General features: G+C 67.6%; 16 protein-coding genes. 3 read left to right on the forward strand and 13 right to left on the reverse strand.

Going from position 1 to position 16,861, the window contains the following annotated elements; all coding sequences use genetic code 11:
* Positions 1-28: 28 nt before the first annotated feature.
* Entirely contained in the window at positions 29-1,117 is a 1,089-nt protein-coding gene (locus tag EV650_RS41015) for a hypothetical protein (RefSeq protein WP_238174216.1), read from the forward strand.
* Positions 1,118-1,393: 276 nt separating this feature from the next.
* On the opposite strand, the gene EV650_RS15140 is transcribed toward EV650_RS41015, so the two are convergent.
* The 7 genes from EV650_RS15140 to EV650_RS15170 all read right to left on the reverse strand — a co-directional run bounded on the left by EV650_RS15140 (position 1,394) and on the right by EV650_RS15170 (position 8,756).
* Positions 1,394-3,004 (reverse strand): dipeptide ABC transporter ATP-binding protein, encoded by a 1,611-nt coding sequence (locus EV650_RS15140; protein WP_134119382.1) that lies wholly within the window; start codon positions 3,002-3,004, stop codon positions 1,394-1,396.
* On the reverse strand, positions 3,001-3,879 hold the full coding sequence (locus EV650_RS15145) for an ABC transporter permease (protein ID WP_134119383.1): 879 nt from the start codon (positions 3,877-3,879) through the stop codon (positions 3,001-3,003). The genes EV650_RS15140 and EV650_RS15145 overlap by 4 nt, the downstream gene beginning before the upstream one ends.
* Positions 3,876-4,832, reverse strand: a complete 957-nt coding sequence (locus EV650_RS15150; protein WP_134119384.1) for an ABC transporter permease — start codon at positions 4,830-4,832, stop codon at positions 3,876-3,878. Before EV650_RS15150 ends, EV650_RS15145 begins: the two co-directional genes overlap by 4 nt.
* Positions 4,820-6,397, reverse strand: a complete 1,578-nt coding sequence (locus EV650_RS15155; RefSeq protein WP_202874511.1) for an ABC transporter substrate-binding protein — start codon at positions 6,395-6,397, stop codon at positions 4,820-4,822. The genes EV650_RS15150 and EV650_RS15155 overlap by 13 nt, the downstream gene beginning before the upstream one ends.
* A gap of 57 nt (positions 6,398-6,454) precedes the next feature.
* The gene (locus EV650_RS15160; RefSeq protein WP_134119385.1) at positions 6,455-7,309 is read right to left on the reverse strand and encodes a DUF1684 domain-containing protein; all 855 of its coding nucleotides are present in this window, start codon (positions 7,307-7,309) and stop codon (positions 6,455-6,457) included.
* Between the two features lie 89 nt (positions 7,310-7,398).
* Positions 7,399-7,833 (reverse strand): winged helix-turn-helix transcriptional regulator, encoded by a 435-nt coding sequence (locus EV650_RS15165; protein ID WP_134119386.1) that lies wholly within the window; start codon positions 7,831-7,833, stop codon positions 7,399-7,401.
* The gene (locus EV650_RS15170) at positions 7,830-8,756 is read right to left on the reverse strand and encodes a fumarylacetoacetate hydrolase family protein (protein ID WP_166678128.1); all 927 of its coding nucleotides are present in this window, start codon (positions 8,754-8,756) and stop codon (positions 7,830-7,832) included. The genes EV650_RS15165 and EV650_RS15170 overlap by 4 nt, the downstream gene beginning before the upstream one ends.
* A gap of 115 nt (positions 8,757-8,871) precedes the next feature.
* Here EV650_RS15170 and EV650_RS15175 point away from each other — a divergent pair, with 115 nt between their 5' ends.
* Positions 8,872-12,264 (forward strand): indolepyruvate ferredoxin oxidoreductase family protein, encoded by a 3,393-nt coding sequence (locus EV650_RS15175; protein WP_134119388.1) that lies wholly within the window; start codon positions 8,872-8,874, stop codon positions 12,262-12,264.
* Between the two features lie 26 nt (positions 12,265-12,290).
* Here EV650_RS15175 and EV650_RS15180 read toward each other — a convergent pair whose 3' ends face one another.
* Positions 12,291-12,923, reverse strand: coding sequence for a PadR family transcriptional regulator (locus EV650_RS15180; RefSeq protein WP_202874513.1), 633 nt, complete (start codon positions 12,921-12,923; stop codon positions 12,291-12,293).
* A 178-nt stretch (positions 12,924-13,101) separates the two neighbouring features.
* On the opposite strand from EV650_RS15180, the gene EV650_RS15185 reads away from it, so the two are divergent.
* Entirely contained in the window at positions 13,102-13,515 is a 414-nt protein-coding gene (locus EV650_RS15185) for a nuclear transport factor 2 family protein (RefSeq protein WP_134119390.1), read from the forward strand.
* Positions 13,516-13,522: 7 nt separating this feature from the next.
* Here EV650_RS15185 and EV650_RS15190 read toward each other — a convergent pair whose 3' ends face one another.
* The 5 genes from EV650_RS15190 to EV650_RS15210 are packed head-to-tail and all read right to left on the reverse strand — an operon-like array spanning position 13,523 to position 16,837.
* Entirely contained in the window at positions 13,523-14,182 is a 660-nt protein-coding gene (locus tag EV650_RS15190; protein ID WP_134119391.1) for a class II aldolase/adducin family protein, read from the reverse strand.
* Positions 14,179-15,399 carry an NAD(P)/FAD-dependent oxidoreductase gene (locus EV650_RS15195; protein WP_134119392.1) on the reverse strand — a complete coding sequence of 407 codons (1,221 nt, stop codon included), beginning with the start codon at positions 15,397-15,399 and terminating at the stop codon, positions 14,179-14,181. The genes EV650_RS15190 and EV650_RS15195 overlap by 4 nt, the downstream gene beginning before the upstream one ends.
* Positions 15,400-15,402: 3 nt before the next feature.
* A complete protein-coding gene (locus EV650_RS15200) occupies positions 15,403-15,597 on the reverse strand; it encodes a ferredoxin (RefSeq protein ID WP_134119393.1) in 195 nt (64 codons plus the stop codon).
* Positions 15,598-15,606: 9 nt separating this feature from the next.
* Positions 15,607-16,383, reverse strand: a complete 777-nt coding sequence (locus tag EV650_RS15205) for an SDR family NAD(P)-dependent oxidoreductase (protein ID WP_134119394.1) — start codon at positions 16,381-16,383, stop codon at positions 15,607-15,609.
* 1 nt (position 16,384) lies between these two features.
* The gene (locus tag EV650_RS15210; protein ID WP_134119395.1) at positions 16,385-16,837 is read right to left on the reverse strand and encodes a nuclear transport factor 2 family protein; all 453 of its coding nucleotides are present in this window, start codon (positions 16,835-16,837) and stop codon (positions 16,385-16,387) included.
* Between the last annotated feature and the right edge of the window lie 24 nt (positions 16,838-16,861).

Here is a 16,861-nt window from a genome sequence, read left to right on the forward strand (position 1 = left end):
CAGCACGGAGAAGGGCACGATCCCGACGATGCGGATCAGCCGGGCGACCGCCCACGGACTCGTGGCCAAGGCCAGGCCGGTCGTGATCACCGGTCAGGCCGTGACGCCGTACGTCTACGACCTGATGGACTCGGCCCAGGGCCAGATCCCGACCAAGACCGCGGTCACGGTGACGCCGAAGGAACTCGCGACGGTCAAGGATGTCGTCGGCGCACACATTACCGGCGTGCAGGTCAAGGAACAGCGCGTCGGCACCGCGCCAGGGGGCACTGAAATCGGGGAACTGTACTACCTGAAGACGGTTCCGGCGCCGTCGACGCGAACGTCGTATATGCAGGCGAACTCGGTCGCCTGGGACAGTGAGCTCTACTACTCGGACTACCCCTACGCTGCCTCGGTGCCCAGAAGGTTCCGGGCCGGCGAACAGGTGACCGAACGCTGGATGGCGCCGGTGCTGCTCAGCGGACTACAGGACGGGGATACATGGGACGGCGGTAGGGTCCGCTGGATCGACGACTACTTCGTATTCGAGGTCAGCCCACTGGTTCACCGGCAGCAGTACGCGAGGGGGTTCGACAGCGTCGATGCCGACGTCGTGCTGCAGCGCAACGGCGTGGAGGTCGGAGCGGACAAGAACACCCGGCTGTGGATCCCCAATCTCCCCGATGACCCGGCGGAGTTCCACGCGACGCTGACCACGCGGTCGGGTTCCAACAATGCATGGAAGTACTCCACCGAGGTGAAGTCGACCTGGACCTGGAAGTCCAAAGGCGGCCGGTCCGAGGTGATGCCGATCATCACTGCCGACATCGACCTGCCGACCGCGGATGAGCTCAGCCGGGTGCCGGTCGGACGGGCGGTACCGTTGACGTTCGGACTGCGGGACCAGGCCGGGTCGGAGGCCAGCCCGATCGCGTCGGCGAGCCTCGAACTGTCGTACGACGGGACGAGCTGGATTTCGGTGCCGCTGACCAAGACGGGCAATGGGCAGTACAAGGCAAGTATCACCCACCCGAAGACCGCTGCCGGTCAAGCACCGTTCCTTCGGCTGAGCGCTGTCGACGCCAACGGCAACAAGGTGGAGCAGGAGGTGACAAGGGCCTACGGCCTGAGGTGAGCGATCCGCCGGGCGCCGCGTATCGGCGCCCGGCGCTTACCAAGCCGCTACCGCCCCACCCTTCCATTCGGCCACGCTTCCGCCCCAACCCCGCCGTACCAGCGCCCGATCCAGCCCTGCCGACACCCGCTCCTCTCCTGCCGGTGGCCAGCCGACACCGTCCTACCACTCAACTGGAGATCCATGTCCCACCATGCGCCAAGAACCGCTTCTCGGTCGGTCCCGGGACGGAGAGCGATTGCTCCGACTCGAAGGCGTCGCCGCAATGAGAGGCGGTCAGCTTGGCGTGTGGCGGCCGGGCACGGCGTCGAGGAGAGCCTTGGTGTAGGGGTGCTCAGGGTGGGCGAAGACTCGTTCGGTGGGGCCGGACTCGACGATGCGGCCTCGTTTCATGACCGCGACGTGGTCGCAGATCTGACGGACGACCGCCAGGTCGTGCGAGATGAACAGGTATGTCAGCTCCAGCTCACGCTGGAGCCGAGCCAGCAGGCGGAGGATCTGGGCTTGGATCGACACGTCAAGGGCCGACAACGGCTCGTCGCAGATGAGCAGCTCAGGCTCGACCGCGAGCGCACGGGCGATGGCGACCCGCTGGCGCTGGCCGCCAGACAGTTCACCAGGACGCCGTTCGAGCACCACGCCGGGCAGCGCCACCTGATCGAGCAGTTCGCAGGTGCGACGCCGCCGTACGCGACGATCGGCGACACCGAAGGCCCGCAGTGGCTCTTCGATGCACCGTCCCACGGTAAAACGTGGGTCGAGGGCCGCGGACGGGCTCTGATGGATGAGTTGGAGGCGTCGGCGCTGCATGCGGGCCTCACGACGACCCAGTCGCGCGATGTCCTGGCCGCGGAAGGTGACGACCCCACTGGTGGCCGCCTCGTACGACGCGGCGATCCGCGCCACGGTCGACTTGCCCGAGCCCGATTCGCCGACCAACCCGAAGGTCTGCCCCCGGTCGATGGCGAAGCTGACGCCGGCGACCGCAGTCAACCGGCGGCTCGGCCCGAAGCCCCGCGCCGAGCCGAAGTCTTTGCCAACGTCTTCAAGGCGCAAGACGACGTCACCCGCGACCGCGTCCGGGCGTGGCGGCGTTGCACGTAGGGTGAGACTCGGTACGTCGGCGAGGAGGCGCCGGGTGTATTCGTGCGTGGGCTCACGGAGGATCTGGCCTGCCGGACCGGATTCGACCACCTGTCCAGCTGACATCACGACGATGCGATCCGCGCGATCCGCTGCGACGGCCAAATCATGGGTGATCAGCAGCACGGCGGTGCCAGCCGCCGATACCAGATGGTGCAATTGGTCCAGCACCTGCTGTTGGACCGTGACGTCGAGGGCGCTGGTCGGCTCGTCGGCGATGACCAGGGCCGGTCCGCCCGCCAGCGCCATCGCGATGAGGACCCTCTGTCGCATCCCACCCGACAGCTGATGCGGATACTGCCGTGCGCGTACGTCGGCGTCGGGTAGGCCGGCGGCGGTCAGCAACTCGATGGCCTGGTGACGGGCCGCCGCGCCGCGGGCGATGCGATGAATCGTCAGCACCTCCGCGACCTGCGGGCCGATCCGGCTGACCGGGTTCAGCGACAACGCCGGGTCCTGCGGAATGAGACCGATGTGCCGTCCACGGATGCGGCGCAGCGCCGTGTGATCCAGGCGGCTCAGATCCGCGCCACGGAACTCGATCCGCCCGTGCTCGATTCGGCCACCGCGCGGCAGCAAGCCGGCCACGGCGTCGGCCGTCGTACTCTTTCCCGAACCCGACTCACCGACCACCGCGACGACCTCGCCGGGATCGACCGTGAGATTGACGTTGCTAACAGCAAGCGTCTTGCCGGCGGCGCCGCGGTAGCTGACCCGCAGGTCGCTGATGTCGAGCAGGCTCATGCCTCGTACTCCTCACCCAGAAGCCGGGACAACCGGTTGACCGCGAGAACGACTATCACCAGGATCAGACCGGGAAACGTGGTCAGCCACCACGACGTCGCGAAGTAGTCGCGCCCGGCGGCGATCATCGAACCCCACTCCGGCGTCGGCGGCGCCGCTCCGAAGCCGAGAAAGCTGAGCGCCGACACCGCGAGGAGCACTCCACCGAACTCGAGGGTCGCGAGTGCGAGCACCGGCCCGATACTGTTCGGAACGATGTGTCCGGCAAGGACGGCGTACCAGCGGACCCCGCAGCCGCGCGCCGCCTCGACGTACGACGCGGTCCGCACCCGAATCACGGTCGCCCGCGTGACCCGGGCGATACCCGCGATACTGGCGAGTCCGACGGCGACGGCGACATTCGCGACCCCGGGGCCGAGGACTGCGATGATTGCGAGCGCGGACAGCACCGCCGGTGTGGCCAGCAAGACGTCGATCGCCCGCATCAGAAGGCTGTCGGCCCATCGGCCGAAGTACGCCGCGAGCAGACCCACGACCGAGCCGATCACGAGCGAGAGGCTGACCGCTATCATCGCGCCCAACAGCGAGAGCGCCGCACCATGAACGACCCGAGCGTAGATGTCACGGCCAACCTGGTCGGTCCCGAACAGATGCCGCGTATTCGGAGCCCGCAGGCGCTCGGAAGCCGTACCCCGGATGGGGTCCTGATCGGTGAACCAGGACGGAGCAAGCGCCCACAACGTCACGAGGATCAGTACCGCCGCGGCCACCACGACACCCGGCCGACGGACCAGCAGCCGACGGGCACGCCGGGCGAGACGCCGGGTGACGGTCGCTCGCACCGGGCGCTCTTCGACGACTGCTCCCCCGGTCATCGCATGCCCCGCGTCCCGATGATCCGCGGGTCGAGCAGCGGATATGCGAGATCGACCAGCAGACTGGTGGTGACGTAGACAGCGGCCGAGAGCAAGACCAGGCCTTCGACGACGGGCAGATCCTGATTGGTCACCGCGTCGACGGCGATCCGGCCGAGCCCATTGCGGGCGAAGACCGTCTCCACGACGACCGCACCACCCAGCAGGCTGCCGACGATCATGCCGGCCAGCGTGAGCGGGGGCAGGGCCGCGTTCCGCAGCGCGTGGCGCAACTGGATCCGCACCCGGCCGGCTCCTTTCGCTTCCGCTGTCACGATGAAGGGCTCGGCCAGCACCGATCGCAAGCTCCGTCCAAAGACCTGTGCGATCACCGAGCCCGCGGGAATCCCGAGCGTGATTGCAGGCAGTATCAGTCCGGACAGACCACGGCCACCAACTGCGGGGAGCAGCCGCCACCGGAAGGACAGCAACTCGATCAAGGTCAAACCGAGCCAGAACGACGGAATCGAGACGCCTACGGCGGTAGCGGACTGCAGGAGCCCACCGAGCGGACGGATCCGCGTCGACGTGCTGATCAACGCGACAGCCGATCCGGCGATGACGGCGATCAGCAACGCGGCGGTTGCGAGCTCGGCGGTCGGCACCAGCCCGTTCCACAGCAGAGCGCTCACCGGTTGCCCGGTCTGGACCGACTCCCCGAAGTCACCGCGAACAGCTCGGCCCAGCAACGTGAGGTACTGCCTGCCCAGCGGTTGATCGAATCCGAGCTCGTGCCGCAGGGTCTCCAACTGCACTCTGTCGACGGTCATGTCACTGTTGGCGCCGCCGAGCAGCATCGTCGTGACGGGATCGCTCGGCAGCACGAACAGGGCGAGCATAGTCAGCGTGTAGGCGGCCCACAGGACGACAACCGCGTGCAGGAGTCGCTGGGCGACGTATGTCAGGAGAGCCATGTGTCGTAAAAAGTCAGCGTTGCCCCCGCCGTGAACGCCAGCCCGTGCACCGTCGCCGCCGCGGCCACGACAGTCGGCTTCTCGTTGATCGGTAGGTAGTGCCCGTGCTGCACCAGCTGCCGCTGGGCCTCGGCGACGAGCGCTGCCCGCTTGGCGGCGTCCGCGGTCGCTGCCTGCGCATCGAGGGCGTTCTGCAGCTCCGGGTCGGCGATGTTTTGCGCACCGATCCGCGTGCTGCTGAACAACGTCCGCAGTACGTCGGGGTCCGCCCGATTGGCGTCGCGCAGGAAGAGGTCGTAGCCATCGCTGGACAATGCCGACCCCAACGACGGGAGGTCGAGCTGGCGAAGCTTGAGGTCGACACCGATGTCGCGCAATTGCTGCTGGACGAGCTCGAGGCTACGGACGGCACCGAAGATCACGTCGATGGTCAGCTTCCGCCCGTCCTTCTCGCGGATACCGTCCGCGCCCACCTTCCAGCCGTCCTGCTCGAGCAACGCACTTGCTCCGTCGGGATCGTAGGCGAGCTCCGCGGAGAGATCCGTGTAGTACGGCGTCGTGGACGACAAGACGCTGGTCGCCGGCTTGTAACGACTGGTGAGCGAGGTCTTCACGATCTGCCCGCGATTGATGCCCTTGAGCAACGCCGTGCGTACCTTCTGGTCCTGCAGCAGTGGCCGGTTCTCGTTCACGATCAGGCCGAGGACAATGCCGGCCTCGATCCGGGAGAGCACGTGGAAACCGTTCCCGTCAAAGCGTGGCTCGTCCTGCGGCAACACATTCCCGATCACGTCGACCTGCCCGGAGGCGAGGCTGCCCGTGCGCGTCCCCGACTCAGGAACGAACGTCACGTCGATCTTGTCCAGATATGCCTGGCCGTGGTGCGTCGCCGATGCCGGCGCCCAGTCGTAACCCTCGCGTCCGCCGACGACGACGACCTCCTGATTCGGCCGGTATGAGCGCAGCACGAAAGGGCCCGAACCGACTATGGCCCCCTGACACCGCTGATCAGGCGTCTTCGCGAGCGTCGCGGCGGCCACCACACCGAGCGCCGGATCGGAGGTCGCCTGGAGGAATTGCGCGTTCGGCCGGGCGAAGCGCACGACGAGGGTCCGCTCATCGGGTGTGGTGGCATCCCGATAGCCGGCGAGCAACTGGGAGCCATACCCCGCCTTCGCGCCGAGGGCGACGATCTTGTCGTAGTTCGTCTTCACAATCGCGGCGTTCAGCGGTGTCCCGTCGCTGAAGGTGACGCCATCGCGCAGGTGGAAGGTGAAGGTGGTAGCAGTACCATCGATCTGCCAGGAGCTCGCCAGCCAGGCAACGATCTTGCCGCTCAGAGGATCCTGCGCGGTCAGGGTGTCGAGGAGCCCCAGGTTCGGTGTCGCGCCGGTCACCAGTTGCGGGTCCAGGCAGGTCGGTGCGTAGTCGAGCCCGAACCGCAGCGTACCTCCGCTCCTGGGCTGCTGTGACCCGGCGTCCGGCGCGTGGTTCGCCGTACACGCGGTCAGAAGTGTCAGCGACGCGGTGAGGGCGGTAAGCCGTTGGATCGGTCGGAAAGGCACGGTGCTCCTTAGTGATGTACGCGCCGGCTGGAGCCCGACGTGGCCAAGCGGGGACGGTCAGGCGAAGTCCAAGTCGGTGCGCCACTCCGGCACCTTCTCGCCCGCCTCGACGGCGAACGGCAGGGTGTTCCCGGCTGGCGGAAGGGCGCAGGTCGCGTACGGCGTCAGGCCGCACGGACCGTTGGTGGCACGGTTGAAGTCGAGGATGAACTCAGCCGACCGCGACGTGGGGAGCCGCGCGGCCACGACCCGCACCGGATAGGTGGTCGCTCCGTTCGTCGCATCGCGGAACGGGATGTGCAGCTCACCGCGAGGGGCCGAATACACCTCGAGCGTGCACTCCGCACCGGCTAGCGCGAACCGCGCGCACCCGAAGAGCGCGAGATCCTTGCGCACTCCGGCGACGACCGTGTCGAGAGTCACCGGCAGCGGGATGTCGTACCGCTCGTAGCGCGCCAGCGTCACCCATTTCGGATCGGGGCGGTAGGTGGGCACGGGACGAAAGTTCGTTAGCAGCGGCGACCGAGGGTCCAAGGGACGAACCGCGTACTGAACCGGCTGACCGGCGCCCGCGGGGAACTCGCTCACCGAGATCACGATGTCGCGATAGCGGACGGCAGGAGTCCGGGCCGGGTCGAACCGAATCGTCGTCCGGCGGTCACCGCTGGCCAGGATCAGTTCATCGTTGCCCGAAGCATCGACCTCGACCTGCTTGCCGGACAATCGCCAGCGACCGGGGAGGGCAGGGAACTCCTGCCACTCGCCGGTCAGCCAGTACAGCCCGATCGGAGCAAGCATCCCGTACGGTTCACGCAGCTCGGCTAGGCGTGCATCCCGCCACGCCCGCCAGTCGGCCAGGAAATCGTCGTACGACGCGCTGATGCCGTCGACTCCGAATGCTCGCTGCGTCATCGCCGTTCCCTCCGCCTGCCGTCAAGCTCGTGGGGCCACCCTAGGAACGGCCCGGGAGGCTGCGGAAGAACGCACTTCAAGGTAAGCCCTCAGGCGGAGCGCGCAGATGGCTCATCGGCGGGATGCGCCGGCAAGCCGAGCGATGCCCGGTCGTGCGCCCGCTGCGCGGCGGCGATCTGCGGTCCATGGCTCGACAGCCAGAGCAGTAGGTCGCCCAGCGGCCGCACGACCCCTTGCCCGAGCTCGGTCAGCGCATAGCTCACCCGCGGAGGAACCGTTTCGGTCGCGGTTCGCTCGACGAGCCCGTCGCGCGCCAGATTGCGCAGCGTCTGCGTGAGCATCTTCTCGCTCACGCCATCGATACTCTCTCGGAGTTCGTAGAACCGCAGCGGGCCGTCACGCAGCAGACCCATCACGCGCACGCCCCACCGCCCCGCGATGTGGTCGAGTACGAGCCGCCCTGGACAGATCCGTTGAAAGACCTCGGCGGCACCGAGCGGTGCGGGACCTTTCGAGACACTCATCGAGCCAGCACCGGATTGCGCAAGCGGCCGATCCCGGCGACCGACACCGTGACCTCATCGCCGGCTCGCAGAAACCTCGGTGGTGACATCGCCATGCCGACGCCGGCCGGCGTTCCGAGTGTGACGACATCACCTGGCTCGAACCGATGCACCAGGGACAGCTCGGCGAGAATCTCCCCGATCGATCGCCGCATGCGCCCGACCCGATCGCGTTGCATCACCGCGCCAGTGACCGTCGTCACCAGCTCGAGCTCGGCGGGATCCGGGATCTCGTCGACCGTCACGATCGCCGGTCCGATCGGGCCGAACGACGGGAACTGCTTGAACGCGATGTTGTTGCGCCAGGCAACCACCGCCTCTTCCGGATCTCTGGGCCTGCCCCGCGCTACCCAGTCACGCGCGGAGACATCGTTGAACAGCGTGTAACCGGCGACACAGGCCATTGCCTCGGCCGCGGAGGCGCGATGGCAATTGCGGCCGAACACGACACAGAACTCACCCTCCCAGTCGACCATGCCGGATCCTCCTGCCGGCAGTACGATCGGCTGGCCGTCTCCGACGAGCGACCGAGGGCTCACGATGAACGCATTGAGTGGCGCCGCCGCGGTGACTCCCATCTCCTCGAGATGGGACAGGTAGTTGCCACTCGTGGCGAGGACAAGCACATCCGCACCCATCGGGGGCAGGAGTTCGACGACGCCCCGCGGGGAGATCCAGCTCCGATCCCGCTCGGGATCGAGGGCGGCGACGCGTCGCCCGACCCGATCGCGCGACGCGGGCGACTGTCCGATGAACTCGGCGACGCTAGCTGGCGGTTCGAGGTCAAGCGACGCGCAGAGGGCGCGTAGATCGACCACGTCACCGGCGGGCGACAGCACACCAGGCCGTCCGCGCGATCGCCCACCATACGTGACGAGGCGCATGCCGGGATACCTCACAATCATATCGCTCGATACCTGTATTGAGTGTAGTCTCTGAAGCCCGGCCAGGACAGCGACGTCTCATGGTCACCGGCGACGAGCTCGATCAGAGGTGGCAATGACAAGCACGACATCGATCGTCCGGGATCGCTACGTAGAGTCGGCCGTTCCGGTTCTCCTGACCGGAGTGCAGTCCATCGGTCGGCTGCTGGTCGAGCAGCACGCACGGGATGCGCGAGCCGGAGCACAGACAGCGACCTTCGTCTCGGGGTACCGCGGCAGCCCGCTCGGCGGGCTCGACAGCACGCTCCAGCGTCTGCCCGGCGGCCTCGCCGCGCACGACATCCACCTCGTCCCGGGGCTGAACGAAGAGCTCGGGGCCACCGCTGTCTGGGGCAGCCAGGTCGCCTTGCCCGGACAGCGGCAGACCCGCGACGGTGTCGTCGGTGTCTGGTACGGCAAGGCGCCCGGCGTCGATCGGGCCGGCGACGCGATCCGGCACGGCAACGTCCTGGGCGCCAACCCGCGCGGCGGCGTGCTCGTCCTCGCCGGTGATGACCCGGGCGCGAAATCGTCCACTTTGCCGTCCGCAAGCGAACGCACCCTTGCCTCCTACCGGCTGCCGGTGCTGTTCCCACGGTCGAGCGACGACCTGATCAGACTCGGCCTGTACGGCGTCGCGCTTTCCCGCGCGACGGGATTATGGGCGGCGATCAAGATCGTGGCCGACGTCGCGGACGGCCTGTGGTCCGTCGATACCCGCTACGACCAGCTGGGCATCGCCGTACCGCGGATCGAATGGAACGGATCGCCCTGGACCTACCACCAGGCGCGCGCGGCGACCGTGCCGTGGAGCCGCGACGCGGAAGCCGAACTCGTCGGCCCCCGCCGGCAGGCTCTGATCGACTTCGCTGAGGCGAATCCCCTGGACGCCATCGAGCTCGATCCGCCGGGTGCCAGGCTCGGTGTCATTGCCGCCGGGAAGACTTTCGACGACACCGTGCAGGCACTCACCGACCTGGGCATCGACGAGACGAAGCTGACCCGTTCCGGCATCCGGCTGCTGCGACTCGGGCTCATCTCACCGCTGGCCCCCGGAGTGGTCCGGCGGTTCGCCTCCGGGCTCGACCAGATTCTGGTGGTAGAGGAGAAGGGGCCGTTCATCGAGACTCAGCTGCGGGAGTTGCTGTACGGGACGGCCGCGGCACCGGTACTGCTGGGTGAGTACGACGACCAGCGGCGACCGCTGGTGCCGACGCACGGCGCGCTGTCGGTGTCGCGGATCGCGGCCGCGCTGCGGCGGTTCCTGCCGAGCGAACTGGCGGTCATACCTGAAGTTCGCCCGCGTGCGGCGCTGCCCGTGCTATCCAGCCACCGCACGGCCTACTTCTGCAGCGGCTGCCCGCACAACCGGTCGACGGTGGTGCCCGAAGGTTCACTGGCCGGCGGCGGAATCGGCTGCCACGCCATGACAGTGCGTATGCCTCACCTCGCCGACCAGATGACCGGTATCACCCAGATGGGTGGCGAGGGTGCCCAATGGATCGGCCAGGCATCGTTCACCGAGACACCCCACCTGTTCCAGAACCTCGGCGATGGAACGTTCTTCCACTCCGGCCAACTGGCGATCCAGGCCTGTGTGGAGGCAGGGGTCGACATCACGTACAAGCTGCTGTACAACTCGGCCGTCGCCATGACCGGCGGACAACACGCCGACGGCGCGTTGCCGGTTCCGGCCGTCGCCCGCAAGTTGCTCGCCGAAGGTGTTCGGCGCGTCATCATCTGCGCCGAGGAACCGCGCCGCTACCGGCGATCGCGCCTGCCCAGAACCGTCGCGGTGTGGCACCGCGACCGGCTCGACGAAGCTCAGCGTGCGCTGCGCGACACTCCGGGCGTCACTGTCCTCATCTACGATCAGCAGTGCGCCGCCGAGAAGCGTCGCGATCGCAAGCGCACCTCGGGTCCGACGATGCGCGTCGCCATCAATGAGGCCGTCTGCGAGGGATGCGGCGACTGCGCGGCCAAGAGCAACTGCCTGTCGGTGCAGCCGGTCGCGACCGAGTTCGGCCGCAAGACCCGCATCGATCAGTCGTCCTGCAACGTCGACTACAGCTGTCTGGACGGCGATTGCCCGGCTTTCTTCACGTACGAGGTGAACGAGTCGGCACCGCGGACCGAAGCGGACGCAGCGCCCACCGTCGCCGATCCGAACCGGCCAGCGATTGCGAGCAGCTTTGACCTCCTGCTGGCAGGCATCGGCGGCACCGGCGTCGTCACCGCCAACCAGATCCTCGCGGTCGCCGCGCGGAGCGAGGGCTGGTCCGTCGCCGGCCTGGACCAAACCGGGCTAAGCCAGAAGGCCGGTCCGGTCACGTCGCACCTCCGCATCCGGCGGGATCCCCACGCCAGACCAGGCAATCACGTGACCAGCACCGGCGCTGACTGCGTGCTCGCGTTCGACGCGATGGTCGCCGCTGAGAACGACGTACTCGCCTTCGCCGATCCCTCGCGTACTCGCGCGTTCGTGTCGACCGCCATCACTCCGACCGGTGCCGAGGTGCGCGGGCTCGACGCGTCGACCGACATGACGTCGCTTCTCGCCCGGATCGAGGCCACGTCGGCGACGTACACCTGCCTGGACACCGCCGACGCGGCGATTCGGCTCTTCGACACGACCACTCCGGCGAACATGATCCTGCTCGGCCTGGCGTTTCAGCGAGGTGGGCTGCCGATGTCTTCGTCCGGCATCGAGGCGGCGATCACCACCAACGGCGTGGATGTCGACACGAACCTCGCGGCGTTCCGTTGGGGGCGGGCGCTCACCGAGCACCCCGACGCACTGCCGGTTCGGCGGCACGACACGCCTAGGGCATCCCAGCACCTGCTCGCCGAGCGGCCGATGACCGGCGAAACTCACCGGGTGTCTCTGATCCGGGCGACAGCGCTGGCCGAATACCAGAACGAAGGGATGGCGCGACGGTTCCTCGACCTGGTCGAGGCCGCCTGGTCGGCAGAATGCCGGCTCGGCGACGACCACGAGTTCAGCACGGCCGTTGCCCGCGGCCTGCACCACTTGATGGCCTATAAGGACGAATACGAGGTCGCCCGGCTCTTGCTCGCCGACGACACATCGCATCGGCCCGGCGTTCAGAAGATCCGATACCGGCTGCATCCTCCACTCCTGCGAGCCCTGGGGCTCAGCCACAAGATCTCGCTGAGTGTGCGGTGGCGGCCGATGTTCCGCATCCTGGCAGCTGGGAAGGTGCTCCGCGGGACGCCGTTCGACCCGTTCGGCCATGCGGCCGTCCGACGGCTCGAGCGTGAATTGCGAGACGACTACATCGCATTGATCGCTGAGTTGACTAGCAAGCTCGATCCGAACACCTACGCCACCAGCGTGGCCGCCGCCGCGGCCGCGGAACTCGTGCGCGGATATGAGGACGTCAAGCTTGCCGGCGTCAAGGGCTACCACGCACGGCTGGCCGAGCTCGGCCTACGACGCGCGACCTGACAGTTCAAGCCCCGCGAACCGACGGTCTAAGCCGACCGGCGGCTGCGTGCGGCCGGACGGGGCTTGGCGGCCTTCTTCTTCTTGACGGGCTGGTACTCCCGCAACAGCGCCAGGCCCTGCTCGGCCCACTCCACTCGTGCTCGAGCCAGCGCCGCACCACCCATGTGAACATGCGCCTTCAGCTCGGCGATCCGCTCGTGCTCGGCGGCCTCCCGATGCTTGAGCCGTGCGCGCAGCACGGGAGTCCGCATCTCACGGACCTGATCGGCCTGGCGCTCCCAACCGGCGACCAGCTCCGTCTGCTCTGCGATGATGTGCTCCAGGACCTCCACCGCAACCTCGGGCTCGACGAGATCCAGAAACAGCGCCTGCAGCAGGATCGCGTCGCGCTTGACCGTGGTGTCCTGAGGCGTGCCGACCCACTCGCGCAGCTCGGCAAGGCCGGCGTCGGTCACCGAGTACACCCTGCGCTCGAGGCGAGTACCGCGGATCTGACTCTCGGCCTCGACGAGACCGGCGTCCTCCATCTTGCGCAGCATGGGATAGATCTGACTCCGGGGTGCGCTCCAGACAGCACAACCGGTCGACGCGTCGAACCCGCGGGCCAAGTCGTACCCGTTCATCGGCTGGGCTTCGAGCATGCCAAGAATTGCATGCATCAGCGACATGCACCCTCCCATGGGCTGGATTCAATACGGCGAGACCTGTCGAAGTATACCTTTCCCGGCGTATGCGTCCCGGTAGCACCATCGGGTCAACCGCAACGTATAGACATGGAGAAACCTGTATGTAAATATCTGTTGAGGCGGAACATCGAAACGAAGGAGCATCGAACCCATGACCGTCGTACCGGAGGGGACACCTGCCTACGTGGCGGACCGACTGGCCATCCAGGAGTTGGTGTTCAGCTACAACCGTGCTCTCGACAAGGCCGACGAGGAACTCTTCGACTCCCTGTGGGCACCGGACGCGGGTTGGCATTTCCCGGATCAGAGCGATGGACCCGGACGATTGGATGGGAAAGCAGCCATCCTGGGGGCCTTCCGCACGTTTGTGACGGCACGGCGGTCGACACACCATCTGACGACGAACCTCCTCGTCACGGTCGACGGCGACCGGGCCAGTGGCCGGAGCAAGTCCTATACCTCTGGACGGTTGCGTCCGAGCCTTGCCAGTTACGACGACAGATACGTTCGCATCGACGGGCGTTGGAGGTTCGCTCGTCGTACGATCACGCCGCACCTGCATTGATCGAGCGTCAGAGTTCGCGGTCGCCCGCGGTCAGGTAGGCCCACATCCGCTCGGCCAGTCCTCCCTCCCACGTAGCGCGGCGCTCGGCCTCGTCCGCAGTCAGGAGGCACACGTCCGACCCTGCCGGCAGGACCGCGAGCTCGGTCCGCGCGGTGTCCTCCAGGTACCACGCCAGGCAGACAGCCGTGCGAAGATCCGGCGCCACGACGAGCGCACCGTTGCCCCGCAACACGATCGCCGCGGCGCCGCCGAGTAGCTCGGCCACGGCTTCGGCGGCCGCGTCATCGCGCACCAAGACCGGCGAGTCGAACATCGGCACGCCACCGGCGAAGTACGACGAAAAGCCATGCACCGCACGCGGCGACCGGCCCAGCACGGACAGCGCCATCACCGCGGGCGGCTGGATCCTGCAAATCGCCCCGACATCGGCACGGGACCGGTAGACCGCGCGGTGCATCCGGACCTCGCCGAGCACGGTGGCCGGCAGCGGTCCATCCAACGGGACCATCGGGCAGACGTCATCCGGTGCGACCAACCCGAGTGGGGCTGCCGGAGAGACGACGATCACGCCCGTCCCGAGACGGGCGCTGCAGTGACCGTAGGCGTGCACCAGGCCGGCCCGCGCGAGCGCGCGACCGGCGATCCGTACCTCGGCATCGGGTGTCATCGCCGAAGCGGCTCGCCAGTTCCGTGCAGCGGCATCGCCGCTCGCTGACGAACCAGGCGGCCGGCGGACCCGAGCCAGTCGGCGGAGTTGAGGAGGGCGAATGCCATGACCCGGCCGTCGCGGGCGTAGCACGCCACCGCACGCTGCCGACCCGGGTCATCCTCCAGGAACCGCACCTCATCGGCTGCGCGGGGATCACCGAGCACGTGCAGCGTGGCGTCGAATTGGTGCGACCAGAACAGACCGCCCGTGCCATCGAATCCGGGCGCCGACTCGCCGAGCAGTAACGTGTGTGCCGCGGTCTCCGCCTGCCGTACCGCATTCTCCCAGTGCTCCATCCGCACCGGCCGCGCCGATCCGGAGGACTTCCAGGCCACAACATCGCCGGCACCGACAGCGCGTCGGGCACCGACCACGGCGAGGTTCGGCGCACACAACACGCCGGTGGCAGGCGGCAGGCCCGAGCCGGCCAGCCAGGACGTATTGGGCTCGCTACCGATGCCGACGACCACAACGTCCGCCGCGATCTCGCGACCGCCGGAAGTGACGACCGACTCGACCCGGTTACCTCCGCGCAACTCAGTCACACCACAGTTGACGCAAACGTCCACACCGTGGCCGCTTTGCAGTTCGGTAATCCGAGCACCGACTTCCCGGCCGATCGCGCCCGACATCAGGGCGCCGGTCGGCTCGACGATGGTGACCGCCAGTCCGAGCGACCGGCAAGTCGCGGCGACCTCGCATCCGATCAGACCGCCACCGACAACGACCACTCGTGGGCTTGTCGCCAGCTCGGCGCGGAGCAGCTCAGCGTCTTGATGTGTGCGCAGTACGTGGACACCCGCCATCGGTGGAACGCGGAGCCGGCGTGCGTGCGCTCCGGTCGCGATAACCAGACCGTCGAACCGATACGGGCGCGGATCCGCGCCGGCGTCTCCGATCCACACTCGCTGGTCGGCCACCTCAAGTCGGGTGGCACGAGCGTTCAACAGTACGTCGCAATCCAGGTCGGCAGGCGTCGCCAGCGCGATCTGGTCGACGCTCAGGTCGCCGGCCAAGAAGCGTTTCGACAATTCCGGGCGCCGGTAGGCCGGGACATCCTCGTCGCCGACCAAGCGCAGAGTCCCCTCGTACCCCTGCCGCCGTAGTGCTTGCACCGCCCGTACGCCCGCGATCGAGGCGCCGACCACGAGCACTTCACGGAGTCGCTCGCTCAACGGTCAGTCTTCGACGATGCGCAGTGCCCCGACCGGGCAGGCGGAGACCGCTTCTCGCACCGATTGCGCCCACTCAGCCGGCACGAGCTCGTGGTGCGCGATAGCCGCACCGTCGTCCTCGATCTCGAACACTTCGGCGGCGACTGCCACACACAAGCCCGTGCCCTGACATGCGGAGCGATCGACGACTACCTTCATTGCGGCCTCCTATCGGCCCGACGCTGGACGAACGGCGGTCACGCCGCCGTCGACGATGAAGTTGGCCCCAGTCACCCAGCCGGCCTCGTCCGACGCGAGGTACAGCGCGCAATAGACGATGTCCTCGGGGCGGCCGAGCCTGCCAAGCGGCACGAACGGCGGTCGCGAACCCACCACCTTGGCCCGTAGAGCCGCAGTAGAGGGCGTCTCAATCACGCCGGGGCTGATGCTGTTGGAACGGATGTGGTGTTCGGCGCCTTCGGCCGCGAACTGTCGGGACAAAGCGATCACCCCACCTTTGGCGGCCGCATGGGCGCTGGCTCCTCCAGCCATATTGCCCTGCAGCCCGGAGCCCGACGCGATGTTGATCACGGATCCCCCGCCACGTGCGAGCAGGTGTGGCCACGCGGCCCGAGTGCAGTAGAAGAGCAGGTCGAGTTCGTTGCGCAACGTAAACGCCCAGTCGTCGTCCGAGGTTTCGGCGACTGAACCGAACCGAACCGCCCCGGCGTTGTTATACAGGATGTCGATGCCACCGGCGGCCGCGATACCGTCCTCGATCCAGCGGCGCGCCTGCAGCGGATCACTCAAGTCCACCGCAGAGGTCGCGAAGATCGTGCCACCCGCGGCGCGGACCGATTCCTCGGTCACCGCGGCGGCGTCCGGGTGAATGTCGCAGCCGACCACGACACCGCCCTCAGCGCTGAAGGTCTCGGCCGCCACCCGACCTTGGCCACCGCCGATGCCGCTGATGAAGGCGATCTTGCCCTCGAGCCGTCCCGTCATCTCATTTCCCTCCGCGGTTCTGCGGTGGCGCGACTACCGCCGGCGGAATGTCGGCGGCGCGAAACGACCGGCTGAGGAACTTCCATCCTTGGCCGGTGTGCACGTAGACGTCGTCGTAGTCGACGTACATCGGGGCGTTGCCATCCGCGATCTCGCCCGGCAGGCTGCGGAAGATCAGCGCCTTGCTCCGGCCGGTCGCCTGGTCGCCGTCGAAGTCGACGACGAGGTTGGAGCTCAGATGATGCAGCTCCGCATACTTCGCCGCGGTCTTCCGGAACGCGTCCCGGATGGCGTCGACGCCGACCTTCGGGCCGTTGGTTGCCGCCGGCACGAACAGGGAGACGAACAACTCCTCGTCACCCGTGTCGAGCGCGTGGTTGTATGTGAAGACCAGGTCCTGAATGGCCAGCCGGTCCACCGGTCGGCCGCCGGTCTGATCGGATTCCGTTGCCATCGCGTCCCTTCCGCTGCGTCAAAT

Origin of the sequence: Kribbella kalugense (assembly GCF_004365875.1) — a bacterium.
Classification (GTDB): domain Bacteria; phylum Actinomycetota; class Actinomycetes; order Propionibacteriales; family Kribbellaceae; genus Kribbella; species Kribbella kalugense.

Bases quoted from the DNA above. Each gene is read 5' to 3' on its own strand.
- EV650_RS41015 (WP_238174216.1), top strand. From the start codon at position 29: ATGCGGATCAGCCGGGCGACCGCCCACGGACTCGTGGCCAAGGCCAGG.
- EV650_RS15140 (WP_134119382.1), bottom strand. From the start codon at position 3,004: ATGAGCCTGCTCGACATCAGCGACCTGCGGGTCAGCTACCGCGGCGCC.
- EV650_RS15145 (WP_134119383.1), bottom strand. From the start codon at position 3,879: ATGACCGGGGGAGCAGTCGTCGAAGAGCGCCCGGTGCGAGCGACCGTC.
- EV650_RS15150 (WP_134119384.1), bottom strand. From the start codon at position 4,832: ATGGCTCTCCTGACATACGTCGCCCAGCGACTCCTGCACGCGGTTGTC.
- EV650_RS15160 (WP_134119385.1), bottom strand. From the start codon at position 7,309: ATGACGCAGCGAGCATTCGGAGTCGACGGCATCAGCGCGTCGTACGAC.
- EV650_RS15165 (WP_134119386.1), bottom strand. From the start codon at position 7,833: ATGAGTGTCTCGAAAGGTCCCGCACCGCTCGGTGCCGCCGAGGTCTTT.
- EV650_RS15170 (WP_166678128.1), bottom strand. From the start codon at position 8,756: ATGCGCCTCGTCACGTATGGTGGGCGATCGCGCGGACGGCCTGGTGTG.
- EV650_RS15175 (WP_134119388.1), top strand. From the start codon at position 8,872: ATGACAAGCACGACATCGATCGTCCGGGATCGCTACGTAGAGTCGGCC.
- EV650_RS15180 (WP_202874513.1), bottom strand. From the start codon at position 12,923: ATGCATGCAATTCTTGGCATGCTCGAAGCCCAGCCGATGAACGGGTAC.
- EV650_RS15185 (WP_134119390.1), top strand. From the start codon at position 13,102: ATGACCGTCGTACCGGAGGGGACACCTGCCTACGTGGCGGACCGACTG.
- EV650_RS15190 (WP_134119391.1), bottom strand. From the start codon at position 14,182: ATGACACCCGATGCCGAGGTACGGATCGCCGGTCGCGCGCTCGCGCGG.
- EV650_RS15200 (WP_134119393.1), bottom strand. From the start codon at position 15,597: ATGAAGGTAGTCGTCGATCGCTCCGCATGTCAGGGCACGGGCTTGTGT.
- EV650_RS15205 (WP_134119394.1), bottom strand. From the start codon at position 16,383: ATGACGGGACGGCTCGAGGGCAAGATCGCCTTCATCAGCGGCATCGGC.
- EV650_RS15210 (WP_134119395.1), bottom strand. From the start codon at position 16,837: ATGGCAACGGAATCCGATCAGACCGGCGGCCGACCGGTGGACCGGCTG.